Raw genomic sequence first — 23,734 nt, 5'->3', positions numbered from 1 at the left:
CATCGGCCAGCCCCCTCTCTAAAAGATACAAGAGAGAAAATTACAAGAAATGGATTTTCAATGGAAATTCCTTAGCTTTAAAAAAGTTTAAGGCTTGAGACTCCTATCAAGGTTTAAAGTCCTGTCGGTTAGTGCAGGCAGCAAACTTATTTTTGAGATTGTAAATACAGAGAAGCCTTACACCAGAGGATCACAGAAGGTACTCCTTTCATCACTTTGAGCATAAAAACGCCAATAATATTAGCAATTTATAAAAAAATTCCACCCCTTACATTCGACCTTCACTTTAAGGGTATCACTACAAAAAGCTAATTAACAAGCAATTAAGCCAATATTTTTATACTTTAAATTAAAGTAGTCACTATTTCTACATTAGTATAAAAAAAACTATTTTTGTCGCTTTAGTCAGTCAACTATATTAGACCATATATGCTAAAAACTCTGCTGATTAAAAACTATGCTTTAATCCAGCATTTGGAAATCACCCCTTCCGCCTCCTTGAATATTATTACCGGGGAAACCGGAGCGGGTAAATCGATCATGCTTGGGGCCTTGGGTTTGCTTCAAGGCAAGCGGGCCGATACCAAGGTACTTTATGATGCGGGCACCAAATGCGTGATTGAAGGCAGTTTTGAAATTACCGACTACCACCTACAAGACTTATTTGACGAATTAAACCTGGAGTACGAGAACGTAACCCTTTTGCGCAGGGAGATTGCCCCTAGCGGCAAATCCCGGGCTTTTGTCAACGATAGCCCTGTGCGCTTAGAGGTATTGAAGGTATTGAGTACGCACTTGATAGATATCCACTCTCAACATGATACTATCAACTTGGGCGAAAATGAAAACCAGTTGGAAATTGTAGACAAATATGCGCAAAACCAACCGGAACTGGATACCTGCCGGCATGCCTTTCAGGAGTTTAGAAAAGCGGAAGCCGAGTATCGCAACTTGGTAAAGCAGCATGAGGAATACCAGCGGGAATTTGACTACAACCAGCACCTTTACGAAGAGCTATCCAAAACGGACTTGGAGCAATTAGATGTACCGGCCTTGGAAAAAGAGCGGGAACTCTTAGAAAATGCCGAAGCAATCAAAAGCAACTTAAATGAGTGCCTGGAGTATCTGAATAAATCGGAATATGCCATTGAACAGCACCTCAAGCTCACCTTACAGGCCCTAGGCAAAGTATCAGAGTACTCTCCCGCCTTACAAGAGTTGCACCAGCGCTTGGATAGTGCCAGTATCGAAATCCAGGACATCGCTTATGAAGTCGAAAAGGAGGAAGAAACCATCCTGTTTGACCAGGAAAAAATCGAAACGATTACCGACCAACTCAACCAGATATACACCTTACAGCAAAAGCATAAGGTAGAAAGTGTGGATGAGCTGATCGCTTTGCGCGAAAGTCTCAGGGAAAAGGTAGAAAAGGTATTACACTTTGACGAGGATTTAAAAAGAGCCAAAGAATATAAGGAACAGCGTTTTGCGGTGTTTCAGGAAAAGGCAAAAATCCTATCGGCTACCCGTATTGCCGTCACCGGTGAAATTGCCCGGCAAATTATCAGTATCCTGATCGACTTGGGAATACCCAATGCCAATTTCCAAATTACACTTTCTGAGGGTCCTCCTTCGGAGTTGGGTACTGATCTAGTGGAATTTTTGTTCAGTGCTAACCGGGGCATTGCTCCTCAGGAATTGAGAAGTGTAGCCTCCGGCGGAGAGTTTTCCAGGGTAATGTTGGCTATCAAATATATTCTGGCCAGTAAAATCTCTCTACCCACCATCATTTTCGATGAGATCGACACAGGGGTTTCCGGAGAAATTGCCATTAAGCTGGGTAAAATCATGATTGAAATGGCCCAAAAACACCAAGTCATCTCTATCAGTCATTTACCCCAAGTGGCGGCCCGAGGCAATGCACATTATTTTGTGTATAAAGATCACTCCAGCCATAAAACGGTCAGTAAAATTAAAAAATTGAGCGATGAAGAGCGTATTCAAGCCATAGCACAAATGATCGGAGGCGACCAACCTAGTCAACATGCATACCAAAGTGCCAAAGAGTTGATTATGAAAGAATAAATCCGGTACACCGGCGAACCGTAAAAACTCATGACAAATTAATTTAAGAAAATCAATTAACTATTAATATACCAATCGGAATGGAAGCGATTAAAGAGACCCAATTGGAGTTCAGTAAGGGAACCGGGGAGTATAAAGGAAAAGTAAGGGATATCTATTATTTCGGAGACAAACTGGCCATGATCGCCAGCGATCGTATTTCGGCTTTTGACGTAGTATTGCCCAAAGCGATTCCTTACAAAGGACAGGTATTGAATACCATTGCCTCTAAATTTTTAGAGATGACTAAAGAGATAGTACCTAACTGGGTAGAAGCAGTACCTCACCCAAATGTCACCGTTGGGAAACGTTGTCAACCCATTCCTATTGAAATGGTCATCCGTGGTTATCTGACCGGGCATGCCTGGCGGGAATACAAGGCCGGCAAACGCACTTTGTGCGGAGTACCTATGCCGGAAGGCTTGAATGAAAACGATCCTTTCCCTAAGCCAATCATTACCCCGGCTACCAAAGCAATGGACGGAGAACACGATGAAGACATATCCAGAGAAGAAATTCTCAAAAGAGAAATCGTAAGCCCGGAAATTTATACCCAGTTAGAAGCGTATACGCAAAAGCTTTTTGCCTTTGGCCAGGAATTCGCCAAGAAGATGGGCCTAATCTTGGTAGATACGAAATACGAATTTGGCATCTACGAAGGAAAGGTTTATTTGATCGATGAGGTACACACCCCGGATTCCTCTCGCTACTTTTACTCGGAAGGCTATGAGGAAAGACAACAAAAAGGCGAAGTGCAAAAACAATTATCCAAAGAATTTGTGAGGCAATGGCTGATCGAAAACGGCTTTCAAGGATTAGAAGGCCAAAGCATTCCCGAAATCCAGGAGGAATTTGTAGAACAAGTAAGCCAACGCTATATTGAACTTTATGAGCGTATTACCGGAGAAAATTTTGTAAAAACTCCCTACGATAATATTTTAGCAGATATAAAAACTAGTATCGAGTCTGTAATTGAACAGGCTTAGTTTCACTTTCTAAATTAATTTTTATGAAATATTCTGTAGATAAGAGCGAGAAATATACCATTTTGGAGCTCCAAGAGGACAAACTGGATACCATCAAAGCTCCCCTGCTCAAATCAGAATTCGTGACCCTTTTTCAAGCGGGTACCACTAATTTGATTTTAAACCTTACTGCAGTAAAATACATAGATTCGTCAGGCTTGAGTTCTATCTTGGTGGCTAACCGGTTGGCTAAAGACTTGAACGGCCAATTGATTTTGGTGGGGATTAGCGACCATGTGATGAAATTAGTAAAAATTTCAAAATTAGATGGCGTACTCAATATCCTGCCAACTTTGGAAGAGGCCATTGACTTTGTATTTTTGAATGAGATTGAAAAAGATCTGAATTCGGAAGAGGATACTGCTTCTGAGGATTAATGAACGGTTTGACTGACAAATAAAACAACGGAATTAATCACATTTGACAGGTCTCGGTTTCTGCCATAACGCAGAGGACTGAGACCTGTCTTTATAAATAAAGGGAAATACCAGCCTCTCTTTTTTGAAGCTTTTTTGGGAAAGAGTAAAATTTGACGGCATACGGCAGTAACGGAGATTAAGAATACTATGAGTTTTGACATACACTTTTTGGGCACCAGTGCGGCCATACCCTACAAAGAGCGGAAACCCTCGGCACAATACATCCAAGTAAATAAGCAACGCCTACTTATTGACTGCGGAGAAGGTACTCAACAACAATTAAACAAGTACCAAATCAATGCGCATAAAATCGAACATATCCTCATCAGCCATTTGCATGGAGATCATATTTTCGGGCTTCCGGGCTTACTATCTTCCTTGCACCTTTTCAAAAGAACTAAACCCTTGCACCTCTATGCACCCTTGGGTTTAAAAGAGATGCTACGCAGTATTTTTCGCTATTCGGAAACCACTTTGAGCTTTCCTTTACAATTTCATGCACTTCAAGCAGAAGGCCAGAGACTCCTTTTTGAAAATGATGAACTTGAAGTTTCTTCTTTTCCCTTGGAGCACCGCATTGCCTGTTGGGGCTTTCTGATCAAAGAGAAACCCAAACTAAGAAATCTCCTTCCCGAAAAGCTTCCCAGAGGCTTGCCTTTCCCCCTTCTCAAAGCATTGAAAGCAGGAGAAGATGTAAGGTATGAAAATGAGCTGGTCCGTTTTGAAGAGGTGACCTTACCACCCAAAAAAAGCCGTTCGTATGCTTACTGTAGCGATACCCGTTACTTGGAAGACATTGTACCTTATATCCAAAAAGTAGATGTCTTGTACCACGAAAGCACCTTTTTGGAAAAACATCTGGCGCGAGCCCGGAAAACCTATCATTCCACCGCCCGGCAAGCGGCTGGTATTGCCTTCAGAGCACAAGTCCAACAACTTTATCTCGGGCATTTTTCCTCCCGTTACAAGTCCTTAGACGTATTCTTAGAGGAAGCCCAGGAGGTCTTTTTAGAGACAAAGCTGGCGAAAGAAGGGGATATCGTTTCCATTTCAGAGGATTACTGATTAAATTGAAGAAGGAGCAAGATGTCTTTGCCTCCCGGTCAATTTAATTTGTCGGTTTACTTTGAAAACAATCGTATTTCTTTTCGGGCTTTGTTTATTACTCTATGCGGAAGCTTTTTCGCAGGAAAAAACTTTTGATTATTATCCGGAGAATAAGTCACAGGACTTTGCTTCTGTAGCACAAAAGCGAAGGGAAGCCCGTAAGTTGTTCAAGCATGCCCAACATTTATCGGATAATGGTAATTACTTGAGTGCCCTTGAATATTACGATGCGGCCATTGCCCTCCAAAGTGATTATACAGAAGCCTATTTCCAACGGGCACATTGCTATGAACAAACCCGGAAACTAGCCAAAGCAATGATTGATTACAATACCGTAATCCGGCTAAACCCAAACCATGCCGAAGCTTATTATAACCTGGCGCATGTACATTACCGCGCTGAACATTATGAACAGTGTATTCAATTTCTGCAAAAACTATTGACACTCCCCCCCACTCAAACCAATACAATTTATTTCAAAAAGTATGATCTGGGCAGTGCTCAACCGGGCTCCGGCTTTTCCAAAATCAGCACTTTACAAAGCAACCAAGCCGATATTTATAACCAATTGGGTTTAGCGTTTCAACACTTGGCCCGCTATCCTGAAGCGATGAATGCCTTCCGGAAAGCCATTGAATTAAACCCACGGGAGGCTACTTTTCTGTCTAACCGGGGAATGCTCTTTGCCGAGCAAAAAAATTACGCAGACGCTATCAAGGATTTTCAACAAGCGCTGGAAGTTGATCCTAACCACTCCCTTGCCCAATACAATTTAACAGTATACGGCAAATTTGCCTGGCAAAGCCAGGAAAGCATTCAGAGCTTGGATAAAGTGATTGCCCATGACAACCGCTTTGCCTCTGCCTATACCAACCGTGGCTACTTAAAATATGGCCAAGGAGATTACAAAGGGGCCATTGCCGATTATGACTCGGCCCTTCTGTTGGATAAAAAAGATGCAAATACTTATCTCAACCGCGGTTTGGCCCACTATCAACTCAAACATTACACTGCCGCTATTCAAGACTTTTCCAAAACACTGGAAATTCAACCGGCATTGGCAGAAGCCCACTCAAGCCGGGGCAATGCTTATTTTGCCTTAAAAAACTATATTCAAGCTTTGGAAAACTATTCGATGGCCATTCGCTTTGCGCCTGACAATGCCACATATTATTACAACCGAGGATTGACCCGCCACTACCTCCAACAGCAGCAAGAAGCCTGTATGGATTTGCAAAAAGCCATTGACCTGGGTTTGGAGCAAAGCAGAAAAGCCTGGGAAGCCTATTGTTCCGAAGCCGGAGCAGATTGAGAAGAATGTTTTTTAACCCGTGTTCATTTTCATTGTAGAAATGAATTTTCCTCCTTCTTCTTTTCACTAATTTTTACAACTTTTTATAATAATCATCTACACACTGTTTTCAAAACTATAATTTTCGTATATTAATTAATGATCGTGATTTGCTATTAATATTTCAAAAAAAAGAACTGATAGTAAGCTGATTATTAGAAAGTATCATCACAAGGAAGTCATAAAATTGACTTGTTTGCAATAAGAATTCCCTAGTGAATAATAGCCTTTGTACAAGGGCTACAAAATACACGATCAAAATAGTCCTTCAACGCTAAATCCTATATGCCCAAGCAGCAAATTGAGCAGGGGATTGGAACGTATTAACAGCCAAATATTCCTATCCACAGATATAACACAGTCCTCAAACAGACCAAAAACACACTACTACCCTGACTTCGGTCATCAATTATTTACCCTATCAAATTTAACTTGCTCATGAAGCAAAGCTACTCCGATTCTATTCATTTACTTCAACCAATAACCTGATCGTCCAATGAAAGTATATGACCATAAGCACATTAAAAACATCGTACTGTTGGGGAGTGCTAAATCCGGTAAAACCACACTTTGCGAATCCATGGTATTCGAGGCCGGTATCACTAACCGGAGAGGTACGGTAGAAGAGAAAAACACTCTTTCCGATTACCATGAAATCGAACACGAACGGGGCAACTCGGTATATGCCACTTCGATGCATGCGGAATGGAAAGGATATAAAATCAACATCATCGATACTCCGGGTTTGGATGACTTTGTGGGAGAAATTGTATCGTCCCTTCGTGTAGCAGATACTTGTGTAATGCTCATCAACAGTCAGTATGCAGTGGAAGTAGGTACAGAGCTTATCTGGGAGCATATCGAAAAATTGCAGAAACCTACCCTCCTGGCCATCAATCAAATCGATCACCCCAAATCAAATTTTGACAAAGCCTTTACTGCGGCCAAAGCCCGGTTTGGCGAAGCTGTGGTTTTAATGCAATATCCGGTCAATCAAGGAGAGGGGTTCAATACCATTATTGACCTTTTGAAAATGACAATGTATAAATTTCCTCCGGAAGGGGGAAAACCGGAAAAGCTACCCATCCCTCCCGAAGAAAGGGAAAAAGCAGAAGCACTGCACAATGAGTTGGTAGAGAAAGCTGCCGAGAACGATGAAGCTCTGATGGAGTTGTATTTTGAAAAAGGGAACCTGGAAGAAGATGAGATGCGCAAGGGCCTCAAAATAGGCATGATGAAGCACGATGTGTTTCCGGTTTTCTGCCTGTCGGGAAAACGCAACATGGGCAGCGGGCGCTTAATGGGTTTTATTGACAATGTGGCTCCCGGTTCTATGGAAATGCATCCCGAAGAGACGCAAGATGGCAAAACCATTGAATGTACCCCCCAAAAACCCGTAAGCCTGTTTGTCTTTAAAACCCTGATCGAACCTTACCTCGGAAAATTGTCCTTCTTCAAAGTATGTTCCGGTTCGATAGAGGTAGGCAAAGACTTACTCAATGCCCAAACCCAAATCACTGAGCGAATAAACCAGTTATTTATCATGGATGGCAACCAGCGAAAACCTGTCAACAAACTCACGGCCGGGGATATTGGTGCCACCATCAAACTGAAATCGACCAGTACGAATCACACTTTGCATGCCCCCGGTTTTGAGGTAAAATTCAAGGAGATGGAATTCCCCGATCCGAAAATCAGAACCGCCATTGTTGCTGAAAGCAAAAACGATGATGAAAAACTAGGAGAAGCCGCAAAAGAGCTGCAAGAGGAAGACCAAACCCTACACATCGAATACTCCAAAGAGTTGAAACAGTTGATTCTTACCGGACAGGGGGAATTGCACTTAGCCGTTACCAAATGGCGCCTGGAACACGTGTACAACCTGCATATACACTATGAAAAACCCCGCATCCCCTACCGGGAAACCATTCAAACCCAAGCTTCGGAAATTTACCGGCATAAGAAACAATCCGGGGGGGCCGGACAATTTGCCGAAGTACATATGACCATCCTGCCTTATCAGAAAGACATGGATACTCCTACAGGTTTCAATATCCGGGGCAAAGATGAAATAGACTTGCCTTGGGGCGGAAAACTCATCTTTTATAATTGCATAGTCGGGGGAGTCATCGATGCCCGGTTCATGCCATCTATTCTGAAAGGAGTGATGGAAAAGATGGAAGAAGGACCCATCACCGGCTCCTATGCCAGAGACATTGTAGTATTGGTACATGATGGTAAAATGCACCCGGTAGATTCCAATGATATTTCCTTCAAAATTGCCGGTATGCAGGCTTTTAAACGGGCCTTCTTAAATGCCAAACCTAAAATCATGGAGCCTTTGTACAACCTGGAAGTTTTAGTACCCGAAGAACTAACCGGAGAAATCATGACCGATTTGCAAACGCGCAGAGCCATGATTATGGGAATCGATTCCCGGAAAAATTACCAGGTGATCAACGCCAAAGTCCCCCTGGCCGAACTGGATAATTATTCCACGTCTCTCAAGTCGTTAACCCAAGGACGGGCAAGTTTTAAACTGCAATTTGCCGAATACACGCCTGTACCTAATGAAATTCAGCGGACATTGGAAGCCAATGCCGAAGCTGTAGAAGCATAGACTAGCTATTTACCTCCCACCTGCCTGACAGGATGCCCTTATAGCCTGTCAGGCTATTTTATATCCGGTTACCACCCTCTACCCTAATATTCTATACAAACCGAAAGTAACTGCACCCCCAACTTGCTCAGTCGCAACTGATCTGAATAGACCAATTGCAGGTCTTCGGTGTCCTCACTTTTGATCAAAGTCGCAGGTTTTTCTTCCATCAGTCTCAACCTTAGCAAATTTTCCACAATCAATTGATTGTCCTCATACGTAGTATGAAAGGTATGTTGACAGTATTGAATCAACTCAAGTCTTTTAAAATATGGATTTTCTGCTTCGTCTAACAGAAATGACTCCCGGTACACATAATCCAGCACCGCTCCTTCCAAGGGAGAGAGTTGATTCAATAACTCTACAAAAAGATATGATACTTGAGAGGGATGGTCATTGTTAACCAAGTTCACCAACAAGGTAGCCCATTTGTTTTGTAAACTTGGCTCTTCCTCATAGGAACAATAATTCAGAAAGGCCGCTAAAGTTTTGACAGGGATTTTTTTTATCCGGATCTGGGCTTGTTCTATCATCCCTTTGGCCAGTTGTAAAACGGCCAATTGGTTTTGCTGACGCCAGTTAGCAATATGCTTTCCGGTAAGCTCCGCTTCGTCCGTAACTTGCCGTGAACAGAGATTTAATAAAAAATCAATTGTAGCTTCCGCCTCCATAAGTTTCGAAAAAAATAGTAGACCGGAAAGATACAAAATTAAGGTATGGGACCGGGAGATTATAAGAAAAAAGAGAACATTTTGGCAAACAACCCTTCCCTCCCCTGACTTCTGGCTTCCTGGGAGATCGTTTTTTTCACTTCCATTACTTCAACCATTCCTACGATTGCCCCCCCCATTCCTTTTTGGATTTGTAGGGGCATCATACTTTTCAGGGCCAGAGAGACTTCTTCTTCGAGTTTATTGTGTATGGGAAAAGCATTGTTTTTATCCGACAAAGCCCCTGTAGAAAGAGCATCTTCAAAAAACTTTCGAGCTTGTTTACTTTGCCTGGGGGGCAAGTAGTTACTTATAAACAGATCTATTGACATACGGGAAGGCGTGTTTGCAGGCTCTCCCAGTACCTCCTCCATAAAGTTCTTTTGAAATGAAATTTGCTTCTGCTCAATATCAATTTCAATGAAATAATCTTTCGCCATAATCAATTTCCTTTAGCCTCCCAACTTTACAAAAGTACTACATCTTGTTAACAAACATTTACAATTATACTACTTAACCATTCTCTAAGCAGAAGGTTCTATTCAACCTTTTTTAAAATAACGTAAGGTTTACAATATTTATTTATGGAAATCTCAAGGCTATTATTCCGGATAAACAGAGAGGAGTAAATCACACATGTAAGAAATTTTAAAACTGCGGATTTTTTCAAAAGTTTATTTTAGGCAAAAATTATCTCCTATTCATTTATACCAAAATCTATTTTTTGTATTTTTATGTAGCAATGTAAGATTGCTTGTATAAATAAAAGAAAACAAGGCAATTACATCATCCTTCACCTTGTTCTCTTTCGTCATTTTTTTTCATTTCCTCTACAACTCAACTTACTAACTGATTTGTTTTTCAAAACAAGCTTTAGCAATGAACTCCTTCAAAATTACCGGCAGCATCACCTTGTTAAGCCTGTTCATGTCCACCATTCCCTGTCTGGCCGAAGCTACCGAACCTGCAGCCGCCTCTTCTCAGTTCATGGAAATTACCAGAATGGTTTTAGGATTTTGCTTTATCGGGCTTGTTTTCTTTTTATTCTGGCTAATGGTGCAAAAGAAAAAAGCAAAACAACATTACCCAGTCGAAACAAGGCCCTTATTTGAAGAGATAAGCCAATTGATTAGCACCTTGGACACTCAAGGTTCTGATTTGGAAATTCAAAAAGGTAAAAAAGACGGCAAAGATTGTATTATCCTAACCCGCTCATACTGAAGAATTCCCTTCTCAGAAGACGAAGCTAATATTTTTTTAAAGCTAAGGGAGTATTGTGTTTGTTCTACAAAAACGGACTATTCTCTGTGAGAGGCTTCTGTATGATTTTGCATTTTCAGGAAGTTCTTTCCAGCAGGTCCAATCCCAAAAACTATAAGCTCCTGTCTAAAATTCCTTGCGGGAAATGCCCCTTTAAGAGCTTCAAAAGGTCTCCCCTTGAGTAGTAAAAAATCCTCCATTTAGGAGGCTCAAAATGCTGCAACGGGTTTCCTGAAATGAGAGCTTTCGATCCAAAGAATAAAATTCAGACATGATCTGCCATAAGAATTATTCGGAAACTCCCCCTCCCTTACTCTGGGAATACGATTTTTTTGTTTAAATTTCAGTAAATACTTTGTTGTATAGATGTTTGCCTGACAAACACCTACTAACTTAAGAACGTATATGACAGATCAGTTTATCACCCCTCCTTTCGGAGTTCTTTTCGATATGGACGGTGTGATTATCGACAGTAATCCTTTTCACAAGATTTGTTTGGAGCGTTTTTTTAAAAAACACCAAATATACCTTAGCGAAGCAAATCTGGTACAACGGGTATATGGCAGAAGAAACGTTGAGTGGATTCCCTATGTATTTGGTCGTTCGTTAACTCCTGAGGAAATACAACAATATGCGGAGGAGAAAGAACAAATGTTCAGGAAACTCTATAAAGACGCTATTCAACCGGTTGAGGGCTTATCAGAGTTTTTAGCCCGGCTACAAGAGGCCCGTATTCCATGTGCCATTGCCACTTCTGCCCCAAAAGCTAACCTTAATTTCACTTTATCCCATACCCACCTGGGCCACTTCTTTCAAGCAGTTATCTACGATGAAATGGTCGCAAACGGAAAACCCAATCCGGAGGTTTACTTAAAAGCGGCATCGACCATTGGGCTTCCTCCCAAAAAATGCCTCGTATTTGAAGATTCTCTTTCCGGGATCGAAGCAGGTAAAGAGGCCGGATGCATCGTCATTGGTATTACAACCAGCCATAGCTATCAAGAATTACACCGGGCAGACCTGACCATTGATAACTTTACTCAACTGAAACCAACAACACTACAACCTTTATTCAACAACATAAAACAACACTGAATTATGAAACCACTTTGGGGCATTGACTTAGGCGGGACCAAAATCGAAGGTGTGGTCCTTGACTCAAATGAGAATAAAAGAATACTTACCAGGCTGCGTATACCGACAGAACAAGAAAAGGGCTACTACCATATCATCCATCAAATAGAAAAGCTTATTGACCGGATGGTGGTAGAAACAGGCTTAATGCCTTCTAAAATAGGCATTGGAACCCCGGGACTTCTGGACCCGGAAACACAAACCATCAAAAACAGTAATACCACCTGTTTGATTGACAAACCTCTGAAAGCCGACCTGGAAAGAGCATTAAAAGTGAGAATCTCCATTGCCAATGACGCCAATTGTTTTGCATTGGCAGAATCGCAAGTGGGTATTGTCCCTGAAATGTACCCCAATGCGGAAGTCATCTTTGGGGTCATTATGGGTACCGGTGTGGGAGCGGGTATCGTAGCCAATGGCAAGGTAATAAACGGCCGGCAAGGCATTGCCGGAGAATGGGGGCATAATTTTCTGCACGATTCGGGAGGGCACTGCTATTGTGGGAAATCCGGTTGTGTGGAAACAATTCTTTCCGGAAAAGCCCTGGAAAGGTACTACTACGCTTTGGGAGGAAACAAATCTCTATTGCTCCCGGAAATTTACGTACGTGCCCGGCAAGAAACAGACATGAATGCCGTAAAAACCATTAAACGATTGATTAAATACTATGGGAAAGCCATTGCACAAGTAATCAATATCCTGGACCCGGGCGTAATTGTACTGGGAGGCGGTGTGGGGAACATCGACCTACTGTATACGGAAGGAGTGGAAGAAACCAAAAAGCATGTATTTAACAACCGGCTCGATACCTTGTTTTTAAAACCCAAACTGGGGGATAGTGCCGGAGTATTTGGTGCGGCCATGCTAGACTAATGTCCCTTGAACTTTTTTACTTTGCAGAAAAGTTTTTAGTATGTATTAAGTTCCACTTATTTTATCTTATTGAATCTGCAACTATGAGAAAAACAATTGTAATATTTGCTATAGCCGTAGGCCTTTGGGCATTCACTCCTCATATTTCTCAAAGTGAGAAACAAACCGACAATCGGAAAATTCCGGAAATTCAAGCCAACACCCCCCAAAATAAAGCAGATAAGATTAAATGGTATTCGATAGAAGAAGCCTCCGCCTTAAGTAAACAGAACCCCAGAAAAATCATCATAGACGTATATACCGATTGGTGTGGCTGGTGTAAAAAAATGGATGCCCATACCTTCTCAAACCCTACAATTGCCAGCTATATCAATGAAAATTATTATGCGGTCAAGCTGGATGCGGAGCAAAAAGCATCTATAGAATTTCAAGGGGAAACCTTTAACTTTATAGAACAAGGCCGGAAAGGCTATCATGAATTGGCGGCCGCCTTGCTCAATGGCCGTTTGAGCTTTCCCACCATTGTTTTTCTCAATGAAAAAATGGAAGTTATCACTCCCTTACCGGGTTACCAGAAACCTGAAACCTTAGACCCGGTTTTGAAATACCTCATAGAAGGATACGACAAAGGCATCAGTTGGGAAGACTTTTCCAAAAACCATTACCAATCTTCTTTTTAGAATGGTTTCCTCTTAGAGGAAAGACTCATTTCCAAACCACTGCTTTGGTTTGGAAATGAGTCTTTTTTGAGACATCTCCCGAAAAGTAAAAAATCAGGTTTTCCCTTAGTTCCTGTTTTCAACACAAAAAGCATTGTATCAACCTGCGTGATTCCATTCCAATTAGCGAGCCTGCCCTTCGGAAAACCGAATTAACTCCACTGCTAAGTGCTCCCAGGAATATGTTTTTTTATTTTTCTGAATTGCCTGAGAGTATTGTTCTTGTTGGTTATGATGAAAATATTCTTGAATACGCTTGGCAAGTTGATCCGGATTTTCAGGAGGTACTACGCCTCCCCCTTCAAACTCGCCCACCATTTGTTTTAATCCTCCCACATCCGTGACAATTACAGGTAAATCAAAATGAAAAGAGATCGCTGTCACACCACTTTGGGTGGCGGTTTTATACGGAAGTACACATACATCCGCAGCCGAAAAGTAGTTTGGAACCTCACTCTCTGCAATATAGTGATTGTGCATTTGCACCCGGTCTCTATTAGGGTTTTGAGCAATCAACGCCTGGTATTTTTCCATATCTTCATAGGCCTCCCCAGCCACCAGCAAATGGTAAGAAGCATCTAATTTCCCGAAAGCTTCTAACAAAGTATCCAATCCTTTATAGGCTCTAATCAAACCAAAAAACAGGATAATTTTCCGCTCTTTGGGAAGCTGGAGCAATTTCCGCGCCTGTGCCTTTTCCTGTTTTTTCCCAAAATGACTATATAAAGGATGTGGATGAAATAAGACTTTGGCATTGGGGCGAAATTGTAATAAATCGCGTTTTACTGCCTCACTCAAGGTGACAAAACCATCGTTTTGTTTTAAGAAAAAAGAAGTGAGGACTTGATCTCCCATGCGGTGTTCATGAGGGATGATATTATCGGTAATGCTGATGACCCGGGCCCCCTTCTTCCGGACCAATTTGGACACCAATCCCAAAGAAGGTGCAAAAAAGGGCATCCAATAACGGGTCAGGAGTAAATCAGGCTGAAACCCTTGGATTTTATTGGCTGTGGTAAAGTAACTCAAGGGATTGATACTGTTCAAACAACGGACAGAATCAATTTTCAAATTGGAGTCCTTTGCGTTTTCAAACTGGCTGCTTCCCGGAAATAACAAAGAAGGATACTGTAAGGAAAAATTGAAGGCCTTTACCTCGGCTAGACTTTCCAAGGCTTTGTACAAGGCAGTGCTCGATTGAGCAATTCCCCCACGATAAGGATAAAACGGAGCTAAAAAAGCAATTTTCATAAACCTCAAAAACAAGAATTTTGCCCGAAGATACGAAATATCCAAAACTAGGCAGTAATTGCCAATAAGGATGAGGCTGAAATTGAAATATCCCTTTTGATCGCTACCTGATCAAATGTTAAAGCTATCAAACGGGCAAGTTTCTACCCAAACAATATCCTACTCTCAAAACCAAATATGACCAGTATAGCCTTGGCTTGGCTGAATAGCTCTTACAGAGTCCGTGTAGTATTTTTCCAGTAAATATTTGCCGCCTGGAGGCAGACTACTAGTCGAGAGTGTCTTTTCTTTTGAAGAACTCAGTTATTTTTTATCAAAAGCATTTACTTAACAAGTAAATATTCGTATTTTTGCACTCCAATTTAATACATGTTTCATTTTTAACCCAAAATTCTTTGTTTGATAGCACTAGGACAAAGATGTAGCAAGTGCTTATTTTATATGGCAGAATCTATTGAAAATCAAGATTTTAACTGGAACGAGTTAGAGTCAAAGGGCTTTGGAGACGACTATAGCCCGGAGGAGAAAGAGCAACTCTTGGCAATGTATGATCAAACCCTGAATGAAATTACTGAAAGAGAAGTAATTTCAGGTACAGTGGTGAGTATCACCGACCGGGATGTAGTAGTCAACATCGGGTCAAAATCTGACGGTTTGGTAGCTTTGAACGAATTCAGAGACTTAGCAGACTTAAAGATCGGTGATGAAGTAGAGGTTTACATTGAAAACCAAGAAGACGCAGCCGGTCAATTAATTTTATCTCGCAGAAAAGCGAAAATTGTAAGAGCTTGGGAAAAAATCCAATCCGCTCTTGACAACGATGAGGTGATCGAAGGTACGGTGAAGCGTAGAACCAAAGGTGGTTTGATCGTGGATATCTTCGGTATCGAGGCCTTCTTGCCAGGTTCACAAATCGATGTGAAGCCTATCCGCGACTTCGATGTCTTTGTAGGTAAGAAAATGGAGTTGAAAGTAGTGAAAATCAACTACGCGAACGACAACGTGGTTGTTTCACACAAAGTACTCATCGAAAAAGATCTCGAAAAGCAAAAAGCAGAAATCCTCAACAACCTGGAAAGAGGTCAAGTACTCGAAGGGGTGATCAAAAACATGACCAACTTCGGTGTATTTATCGACTTGGGTGGTGTAGACGGATTGTTGCACATTACTGATATTTCTTGGGGTAGAATCAGCCATCCGGAAGAACTGTTGAACTTAGACCAAAAAGTCAACGTAGTGGTTCTGGACTTTGACGATGCCAAGAAACGTATCTCTTTGGGTATGAAGCAATTGACTCCTCACCCATGGGATTCATTACCAGAGGATATCACTGTAGGTACCAAAGTAAAAGGTAAGATTGTAAATGTTGCTGATTACGGTGCCTTCTTGGAAATCACTCCGGGTGTGGAAGGTTTGATCCACGTTTCTGAAATGTCTTGGTCTCAACACTTACGCAACCCTCAAGACTTCTTGAAAGTAGGTGATGAGTTAGAGGCTCAAGTATTGACAATCGACAGAGACGAAAGAAAAATGTCTTTGGGTATCAAACAACTTTCCGAAGATCCTTGGACCAAGTCTGACCTGATGATCAAGTATGCGGTAGGTACTCACCACAAAGGTATCGTTCGCAACTTGACTAACTTCGGTCTGTTCATCGAATTGGAAGAAGGTATCGATGGTTTGGTACACGTATCTGACCTGTCTTGGACCAAGAAAATCAAGCATCCTTCCGAATTCATCAAAGTAAGTGAAGAATTGGAAGTAGTTGTATTGGAATTGGATATCGAGCAGAGAAGATTGGCTTTAGGTCACAAGCAACTCGAAGAGAACCCTTGGGAAGCTTTCGAAGAGACCTTTACCATAGGATCGGTGCATAAGTGTACTGTTCTGAACAAAAACGATAAAGGTGCTACCTTGGAATTGCCTTACGGAATCGAAGGGTTTGCGTTGAACAAAAACCTGAAGAAAGAAGATGGCAGTGCTGCTGAAGTAGGTGAAGCACTTGACTTCAAAGTATTGGAATTCTCTAAAGATGACAAGAAAATCATCCTTTCGCACGTGCATACGTACAAAGAAGAGAAAAAACCAGTGAAGAAAGCTGCTCCTGCCAAAAAACCAAGCACCAAGCCTGCTGCTGAAAAAGCAGCCAAGGAAAGCGAGTCAAAAGCTACCTTGGGCGACCTTGGCGTTCTTTCTCAATTGAAAGAAGACATGCAGAAAAAGAAAGAAGACTAAGTACTTCTTTTATCCATATTGAGCCCCGGAGTTTTCCGGGGCTTTTTATTATTTCTCTCCATACAATTCTCCTCCTATTACTTACACCTTCCCTCTTTTCCCCAAAAAACCCATCTACTTTCTTTAATATCCTACCGACCTGTTTGTACTTTCGCTGGCATATAAATAATTCCTCATATTCAAATACATTTCTATGAAACGGATTTTTACCCTATTGGTCTTTGTGCTCGTTACAAAGACATTTCTTTTTGCACAGGCTCCGGTACTACTTACCTCTTTGGAATCTCCTGAAGAAGAATTACGTCATATTACAACCCATTGCAAGCAATGACAAAGGGGCATTTTTTGCTACCGTCACCACAAAAAAACAACCAGAACAAATAAAGCTTTGGAGGTATGCAAATGATCAAGTAGAAGTTATTGACATGGTAAATTCTGTTGAGAGTGTTAACCTTGTAAAATTATACTCATTTCAAGAAAACTTATATTTATCAGTTCCACTGAATAATACTGTACAAATTTGGAAATCTAATGGAATAAAAGGAAGCATTACCCATTTCCACAGTATAAACGTAAAAGGCCTTCTCGGTTTTATTGCAGAACAACGAGGAAACAATTTGTATTTTTCTGCAAGTGATACTACTTATGGTTTAGAACTTTGGAAGATTGGAAAAGATGAATCAATCGGCATGGTAAAAGATATTAAGCCTGGACTTTCAGGTGGACTTTATTTATCCACTATGAATTATCCATCTTCCTTAAAAATGTATGACTTTACTTACAAAGGAGAAGCTTATTTTATAGCGAATGATGGTATTCATGGAACAGAAATCTGGAAAACAGACGGGACCAAAGAAGGTACAATGATGTTAAAAGAAATTTATCCTGGGAACAACCTAACATTTCAAGTCAGTATATCCATTTTTAATAATAAACTTTATTTTTTCAAAATGAACGAAGGTGGATATTATCATGAAATTTGGGAAAGTGATGGAACAACGGAGGGCACAAAGTTTATAAAAAAGATTTCAGCTAGAGGCATAAACTTGGTCGCTACCCTTGAAAAACATATATTATTTGCAAGTAAGTCTTATATAAAAAAGGACGGAAAGTATGAAAATCAGAACCAACTTTGGAGAACAGACGGAACTGAAATAGGTACTGAAAAAATAAATTTGCCAGTCGATCTTCCTTTCTATGATATTAATTTTAAATTATATCGTAATGATCCCACCCAAATTTCTCCAAAGTCTATGAAAGGATCTTATTATTTTCAAGGGGGAAATAATCTTTGGAAAACAGATGGGACTGAAGAAGGTACTTCTGCAGTAGGTTTGAATAATACATATATAGCAGTAGAAAAGGCTTTTACAAATATAGTTATCGGTAAAGTTAATTCTGGTTTATTTATCAGCGATGGAACACCTTCAGGAACATTTCAAAAAGACATTAGATTTCCAACTTCCTATCTTGAACACCAAGGAAAAGTCTATTTCACAGCGTCTCCAACTGACAGTCATAGAGAACTTTATGTAACAGACGGTACTTCAGAAGGTACCCGGATGATAGAAAGCACCATGACAGACCCAAGTTTTTCTTCTCAGCCTCGTTCTGTACACCTGTATCAAAATGAAATCTTGTATTTTGCTGAAGGAAAACCCTATATGACCAACCTTTACAAACTCAGTGATAAAAGCTATCAACTAACCGGAAAAGTCTTTGCCGATCTGAATACAAACGGACAATTTGACGAAGGAGAACCTACTCTTTCTAATCAAAAATTGAGGCTAAATCCCGGCAATATTACCGTATATACCAATGAACAAGGCATCTTTGCCATAAGAAGAGAACCGGGCGATTACCAACTTACCTTGGATTACAATCAGGAAAAATGGGGCATTACTACGGCCAAGCAGCATGAGATTAGTTTACCTGCGGACAAAGACCAGGAATTTAACTTCGGGTTGGAACCTAAAGAGGTTTATGAAGCGGCTGCTACTTTTACTTCCAAGGCGCCCCGTTGTAGCTTTGAAGTCCCTTATTACTTTACCTTGAGAAATACGGGCTCTATTGACTTTGATGCCACAGTAAAAGTCACGCTGGACCCAACGGTAACTTACCTGGAAAGTACCCCCTTCCCGCTGGAGGTGGACGGGCAAACTCTCACCTATGCCCTCGACCAAGTGGGTTTGGGTAGTAAGCAAAAAATCGAATTGTTGCTCAAGTTACCGGGAGTGGATAATATAGGCGATACCTTGAAGTCCTTTTACGAGGTACAGCTCAAAGACGCTGCCCAACAAACCATCCAGGTGCTGAGTGATACGTTGGAACAACCCCTGGAGTGTGCTTACGATCCCAATGACAAACAGACCGTTCCGGCCGGAGTAGGCAAGGAGAATTTTACTTTGAAAAACCAAGCGGTCAAATACCTGATCCGCTTTCAGAATGTGGGAAATGCCGAGGCGTATAACATTACCATTCGCGATACCTTGGACAATCATTTTGATTGGAACACTTTCCAACTTCTGGATGTCAGCCATACGGTCAACATCCAACGGAGCGAAGAAGGAGCACTGGAATTTTACTTTGAAAATATCCACTTACCCGACAGTGCCAGCAGTGCTCAACAAGGCAAGGTAGAGGAAAGCGAAGGCTATCTTCTCTATGAGATCCGGCCCAAGGCGGGCTTGCCGGAACATACCGTAGTGAAAAATACGGCCTCGATTTACTTTGACTACAACCCACCCATTGTGACCAATACTACACAAAATACCCTGGTCACTACCATTCCGGAGTTGACTACCGGCCTGCCTGAGCAATTCAATGTATTTCCCAACCCAACGCAGGCTTATCTTTATATTCAAGGGACTCAAACACTCCAACAGGCAGAAATTACTCTCCTGGATGCCTTTGGCAAGTTGGTTCGCCAACAACAAGTGCTTTTTGAAGACAATACAGCAAGGCTTTCTACCGAAGGTTTAAAACCCGGAGTATACATTCTGAACATCCGGCATGCGAAATTCAAAGCGAACAAAATGTTTGTAAAGCAATAAAGCAAGCCATCGGTAACCGCTTCAAAGTAAGTTCACCGGTGGCTTAACACAAAAAATGCCTGACAGATTACTCCGTCAGGCATTTTTTTGTAATATACGTTTGAGCAAAAACTATTCGGCTTTTACTACTTTGATACTGATCTCTTTCTTCACTTCTCTATGCAGGTCTAACACAGCCGTGTAATCGCCCAACATTTTGATTTCAGAAGTAAATCCAATTTTCTTACGGTCTACATCATAACCTTTCTCCTTCAGTTTTTCAGCTGCTTGAGTCGTAGTAACAGCCCCGAAGATTTTACCGCTTTCCCCCGCTTTTGCTTCGATCACCAATTCCAATTCGCCAATGTTATTTGCTAACTCTTCGGCATCTTGTTTGACTTTCTCTGCTTTGTGGGCAGCTTGTTTGATGTTCTCGTCTCTAACTTTCTTATTGGCTTCAGAGGCTAGCATTGCGAACCCTTGAGGAATCAGGTAGTTTCTACCATAGCCCGGCTTCACACTTACTATATCGTTCTTATACCCTAAGCCTTTGATATCGGTTTTTAAAATTATTTCCATTTTAAAATCAGGATTGCTTTGTAAAACAATTTCCAACTAAAATAGCAGACTACTTCAATCCGTCAGCTACATAAGGTAACAAGGCCAATTGACGAGCCCTTTTGACTGCACGGGCTACTTTCTTTTGGTATTTCAAGCTGTTACCAGTGATTCTGCGAGGCAAAATTTTACCTTGCTCGTTCAAAAACTTCATCAAAAAATCGGGATCTTTATAATCGATATATTTGATTCTGTGTTTTTTAAACCGGCAATACTTCTTGGTTTGCTCTTGTCTGTTGATGGGTTCGTTTTGTAATGTCATGATGCCACCTCCTGTTCTTTAGTTTCTTTAGAATCTTTCTTAACAGTTGTTCCTTTTTTTCTTCTTTTCTCGTTGTACTCTACCGCATATTTGTCCAGAGCCACCGTTAAGAAGCGAATCACTTTCTCATCACGCTTGAACTCCAACTCCAATTTTGCGATCAATTCAGGAGAAGCATTGTATTCAAACAATTGATAAAAACCTGTTTTCAGGTGATTGATCGGGTAAGCCAGTTTTTTGATTCCCCAGCTTTCTTCGTGGTAAATATCTCCACCTAATTCTTTTAACAAGTTTCTAAACTTGTCGACAGTATCCTTTATCTGTTGCTCAGATAAAACGGGAGTTACAATGAATACTGTCTCATAATGTTTCTTTACCATTGGCAAAAATTTATTTACTTTTAGTAATCATTTTAGGGCTGCAAAGATAACACTTTATCAGCGAAAATATGCAAGCTATCACAAAATATCTTACCAGAATTTAAAAACTTATTTCTTCCTTCTTTTTTCTCTCAGAATCTTTGAAAAAAGCTTATATTTCTAGAGTCGGTTTTGGCCTTTTTACGGATAAACAGTCCTAACCCACCGAGGAATTGGCATTCATAACACCCAAGGGTAAATGCACTGGAATTATCCATCGTTATGACCGGGCTATTCCTCTTATGTACATGTAAAACCGACTAAAAAACTAACTATTTGACAATCACTCAAAAGCGACTCACTTACCATGAAGTTCAAAGTAAAGACGGCCGTGCCACAGCCTTTGGTCAAAGTATGGCAAAAATTTGACGATCAACTTTTGCAACAACTGACCCCTCCCTACCCCATTCTCCGGTTATTACGGTATGAGGGCAATCATACCGGTGACCTCATCATTCTGGAATTAGACTTTGTACTATTCAAACAGAGGTGGAAATCCCAAGTCGTCAATTTCAAATTGGATAATCAATACATTGCCTTTACGGATCAGGGCATCCAATTGCCTTTTTTCTTGTCGACTTGGCAACATACTCACCAACTGGAACAAACCTCCAAACAACACACCATCATTACGGACGAGGTAGAATACCACACACCAATGCTAGTATTGGACTACTTACTGTACCCCCTGTTGTTTTGTCTTTTTCTCTACCGGAGACCTATTTACAAGCGCATATTTGCAGACAAAGTAAAAACTCAAAATTTAACCGGACAATAAACCCCAAGCGTCAATCCGCTCAAGTAGCAATGGCATCAATAATTTAAAAAAACCGGCTGGGGATCTCCAAAGCATTTGCATATTTTTTCGTATACTCGTGTATAAACCAAACTGACGTGTTGTGAAAAAAACCTTTGTCTTTTTAGTCGGCTTGTTGTCGTTGGTCTATTTGCTGAATCCTACTGCAGGGTTAGCGGAATTTATTCCGGACAATATTCCTTTTGTCGGAAATATAGACGAAGCCACCGCAGTGACACTTTTGTTAGCATCACTACGGTACTTCGGTATAGATTTAGGAAAATTTCTTGGAAAACAAGAAAAAGAGAAGGAATCTCTTAAGCAGGAAAAAGAGTAAGAATAGCCACTTGGACCACACCGATAAAAAATCCTAACACGGCCCCGGCAACTTCAATAAAGGTCAATTCTTTTTTAATGACAGACATTAAAAGGTTTTCAAATTTCTCATCGGAAAAATTATTGACCTTTTCTCTTACCGTCTCTTCGATATTGATATTACCCACCTTACCGGTAATTTGCCCCATCAACCTCGGCACCATTTCATCCAGCGATTTATCAATTTGCTGCATAATCTGATCGATCATTTTATCATTGACAAACATCGCTACTACCGGATTCCCCGCTTTCAATTTATTCATCAGATAATCTTCCATCTCCTGCATGATCCCTTTCTTCAACTGGCAGCGGTTGTCCGGGGTGTCGATTTTATTCGTAATCATTTCAGCCGTAAACAAGTCTCTGGCCACAACTTTGCCCAACCTCTCTGCTAACATGGATTTCCGCTTGGGAAATATTCCTTGTAATTTAACCAGAAATAAATCCCGCTCTTGCCGGGGATGAAATAACATCTTAATAGCTACATAGTTGGTAAACCACCCAATCGCTCCTGAGATAAATGGAATAAGATATAATACCATAACATTTAATTAAAGACTGTATATTTTTTTTGCTTGCAACTCACTAAAAAAACCATGTATATACCTTCTTGGAACCTTCTTAAACTCCCAAGTGCGGCATATCTTGATAAAAAACAGGGGTTACCCCAGTGGATTTTGATCCCGCAAAAATAGAAAATTCTTACTCAACACATAATTTTTTCAACTGTTGGTATAGTTGCCCTACAGGAAGCCCCATCACATTGTAATAGCAGCCTTCAATTTTTTCGATCCCGATCATCCCTATCCACTCTTGAATACCATACGCACCTGCCTTATCAAAAGGTTGGAAATGCTCAATATACGTTTGAATTTCCCGGGCGTTCAAGTTTCTAAACCAAACCCGGGTTTCTTCGGTAAAAGAGACCTGTTCTACATGAGTAGTGATCGTTACGCCTGTGTATACGCTATGAGAGGCTCCGGAGATTTTCTCCAGCATCTGCCTGGCTTCTTCATTTCCCTGAGGCTTGCCTAATACACGCCCTTCGGCTACGACTACCGTGTCTGCCGTAATCACCAAAGTATTGGCTGCAATTTCAGCCAGAAACGGGCGGACTTTTAACTGTGAAAGGTATTGAGCCACCTCTTCGGGAGGTAGGCTTTCCGGGTATTTTTCCTCAACCGGCATCACTCTACACTGAAACTCCACCCCCAACTCCTTTAATAATTGTTTCCGTCTTGGCGAATTAGAGGCTAAAATAATTGTTTTATTAGTAAATAAAGGTAGGGTCATAGGTGTCAGCAAGCTTGCTTGTTTAGATTTATTGAGAGTATACTATATGTTTTTTTCTTAACTTTTCATTTC

The 23,734-nt window shown here is 41.0% G+C and carries 22 protein-coding genes; 14 read left to right on the top strand and 8 right to left on the bottom strand.

Annotated features, from left to right (window positions below; all coding sequences use genetic code 11):
- The first annotated feature begins 429 nt into the window (after positions 1-429).
- The 6 genes from recN (at position 430) to AAG747_RS26240 (ending at position 8,646) form a co-directional block, all read left to right on the top strand.
- Positions 430-2,085, top strand: a complete 1,656-nt coding sequence (gene recN / locus AAG747_RS26265; protein WP_346824233.1) for a DNA repair protein RecN — start codon at positions 430-432, stop codon at positions 2,083-2,085.
- 80 nt (positions 2,086-2,165) lie between these two features.
- Positions 2,166-3,110: a phosphoribosylaminoimidazolesuccinocarboxamide synthase gene (locus AAG747_RS26260; RefSeq protein ID WP_346824232.1), complete on the top strand. Its 945-nt coding sequence runs from the start codon at positions 2,166-2,168 to the stop codon at positions 3,108-3,110.
- Positions 3,111-3,133: 23 nt separating this feature from the next.
- Positions 3,134-3,526, top strand: a complete 393-nt coding sequence (locus AAG747_RS26255) for an STAS domain-containing protein (RefSeq protein ID WP_346824231.1) — start codon at positions 3,134-3,136, stop codon at positions 3,524-3,526.
- Positions 3,527-3,715: 189 nt separating this feature from the next.
- Positions 3,716-4,633, top strand: a complete 918-nt coding sequence (locus AAG747_RS26250; protein ID WP_346824230.1) for a ribonuclease Z — start codon at positions 3,716-3,718, stop codon at positions 4,631-4,633.
- A 61-nt stretch (positions 4,634-4,694) separates the two neighbouring features.
- Complete coding sequence (locus AAG747_RS26245; RefSeq protein WP_346824229.1) at positions 4,695-5,987, top strand: tetratricopeptide repeat protein; 1,293 nt, start codon at positions 4,695-4,697, stop codon at positions 5,985-5,987.
- A 535-nt stretch (positions 5,988-6,522) separates the two neighbouring features.
- Positions 6,523-8,646 (top strand): elongation factor G, encoded by a 2,124-nt coding sequence (locus AAG747_RS26240; RefSeq protein ID WP_346824228.1) that lies wholly within the window; start codon positions 6,523-6,525, stop codon positions 8,644-8,646.
- Between the two features lie 83 nt (positions 8,647-8,729).
- On the opposite strand, the gene AAG747_RS26235 is transcribed toward AAG747_RS26240, so the two are convergent.
- Together AAG747_RS26235 and AAG747_RS26230 are read right to left on the bottom strand one after the other, a co-directional pair.
- The gene (locus AAG747_RS26235) at positions 8,730-9,356 is read right to left on the bottom strand and encodes an Abi-alpha family protein (protein ID WP_346824227.1); all 627 of its coding nucleotides are present in this window, start codon (positions 9,354-9,356) and stop codon (positions 8,730-8,732) included.
- 59 nt (positions 9,357-9,415) lie between these two features.
- Entirely contained in the window at positions 9,416-9,835 is a 420-nt protein-coding gene (locus tag AAG747_RS26230) for a hypothetical protein (protein ID WP_346824226.1), read from the bottom strand.
- Between the two features lie 439 nt (positions 9,836-10,274).
- Here AAG747_RS26230 and AAG747_RS26225 point away from each other — a divergent pair, with 439 nt between their 5' ends.
- The 4 genes from AAG747_RS26225 to AAG747_RS26210 all read left to right on the top strand — a co-directional run bounded on the left by AAG747_RS26225 (position 10,275) and on the right by AAG747_RS26210 (position 13,342).
- Positions 10,275-10,616, top strand: a complete 342-nt coding sequence (locus AAG747_RS26225) for a hypothetical protein (RefSeq protein ID WP_346824225.1) — start codon at positions 10,275-10,277, stop codon at positions 10,614-10,616.
- 444 nt (positions 10,617-11,060) lie between these two features.
- On the top strand, positions 11,061-11,750 hold the full coding sequence (locus AAG747_RS26220; RefSeq protein ID WP_346824224.1) for an HAD family hydrolase: 690 nt from the start codon (positions 11,061-11,063) through the stop codon (positions 11,748-11,750).
- A 3-nt stretch (positions 11,751-11,753) separates the two neighbouring features.
- Entirely contained in the window at positions 11,754-12,662 is a 909-nt protein-coding gene (locus tag AAG747_RS26215; protein WP_346824223.1) for an ROK family protein, read from the top strand.
- Positions 12,663-12,745: 83 nt separating this feature from the next.
- Positions 12,746-13,342 (top strand): thioredoxin family protein, encoded by a 597-nt coding sequence (locus AAG747_RS26210; protein WP_346824222.1) that lies wholly within the window; start codon positions 12,746-12,748, stop codon positions 13,340-13,342.
- 162 nt (positions 13,343-13,504) lie between these two features.
- Here AAG747_RS26210 and AAG747_RS26205 read toward each other — a convergent pair whose 3' ends face one another.
- A complete protein-coding gene (locus AAG747_RS26205; protein ID WP_346824221.1) occupies positions 13,505-14,632 on the bottom strand; it encodes a glycosyltransferase in 1,128 nt (375 codons plus the stop codon).
- Between the two features lie 441 nt (positions 14,633-15,073).
- On the opposite strand from AAG747_RS26205, the gene rpsA reads away from it, so the two are divergent.
- The gene (gene rpsA, locus AAG747_RS26200; RefSeq protein WP_346824220.1) at positions 15,074-16,867 is read left to right on the top strand and encodes a 30S ribosomal protein S1; all 1,794 of its coding nucleotides are present in this window, start codon (positions 15,074-15,076) and stop codon (positions 16,865-16,867) included.
- A gap of 764 nt (positions 16,868-17,631) precedes the next feature.
- A complete protein-coding gene (locus AAG747_RS26195; protein ID WP_346824219.1) occupies positions 17,632-19,920 on the top strand; it encodes a DUF7619 domain-containing protein in 2,289 nt (762 codons plus the stop codon).
- A 111-nt stretch (positions 19,921-20,031) separates the two neighbouring features.
- On the opposite strand, the gene rplI is transcribed toward AAG747_RS26195, so the two are convergent.
- Genes rplI through rpsF form a run of 3 tightly spaced genes read right to left on the bottom strand, consistent with a single transcriptional unit; the run spans position 20,032 to position 21,159 of the window.
- On the bottom strand, positions 20,032-20,478 hold the full coding sequence (gene rplI, locus AAG747_RS26190) for a 50S ribosomal protein L9 (RefSeq protein WP_346824218.1): 447 nt from the start codon (positions 20,476-20,478) through the stop codon (positions 20,032-20,034).
- Positions 20,479-20,527: 49 nt separating this feature from the next.
- Positions 20,528-20,779 carry a 30S ribosomal protein S18 gene (gene rpsR / locus AAG747_RS26185; RefSeq protein ID WP_346824217.1) on the bottom strand — a complete coding sequence of 84 codons (252 nt, stop codon included), beginning with the start codon at positions 20,777-20,779 and terminating at the stop codon, positions 20,528-20,530.
- Complete coding sequence (gene rpsF, locus AAG747_RS26180) at positions 20,776-21,159, bottom strand: 30S ribosomal protein S6 (protein WP_346824216.1); 384 nt, start codon at positions 21,157-21,159, stop codon at positions 20,776-20,778. The genes rpsR and rpsF overlap by 4 nt, the downstream gene beginning before the upstream one ends.
- A 346-nt stretch (positions 21,160-21,505) precedes the next feature.
- Here rpsF and AAG747_RS26175 point away from each other — a divergent pair, with 346 nt between their 5' ends.
- Positions 21,506-21,976: an SRPBCC family protein gene (locus AAG747_RS26175; protein WP_346824215.1), complete on the top strand. Its 471-nt coding sequence runs from the start codon at positions 21,506-21,508 to the stop codon at positions 21,974-21,976.
- Positions 21,977-22,097: 121 nt separating this feature from the next.
- Complete coding sequence (locus tag AAG747_RS26170; protein WP_346824214.1) at positions 22,098-22,331, top strand: YkvA family protein; 234 nt, start codon at positions 22,098-22,100, stop codon at positions 22,329-22,331.
- Here AAG747_RS26170 and AAG747_RS26165 read toward each other — a convergent pair.
- Positions 22,312-22,911 carry a DUF445 domain-containing protein gene (locus AAG747_RS26165; protein WP_346824213.1) on the bottom strand — a complete coding sequence of 200 codons (600 nt, stop codon included), beginning with the start codon at positions 22,909-22,911 and terminating at the stop codon, positions 22,312-22,314. The two genes, AAG747_RS26170 and AAG747_RS26165, sit on opposite strands and share 20 nt — an antisense overlap.
- 160 nt (positions 22,912-23,071) lie before the next feature.
- Entirely contained in the window at positions 23,072-23,662 is a 591-nt protein-coding gene (locus tag AAG747_RS26160; protein ID WP_346824212.1) for a Maf family nucleotide pyrophosphatase, read from the bottom strand.
- Positions 23,663-23,734: the final 72 nt, after the last annotated feature.

Source organism: Rapidithrix thailandica (genome assembly GCF_039710355.1).
GTDB lineage: Bacteria > Bacteroidota > Bacteroidia > Cytophagales > Flammeovirgaceae > Rapidithrix > Rapidithrix thailandica.
Note: the sequence above shows the minus strand (reverse complement) of the source record. Positions and strands in the feature narration are given on the sequence as shown.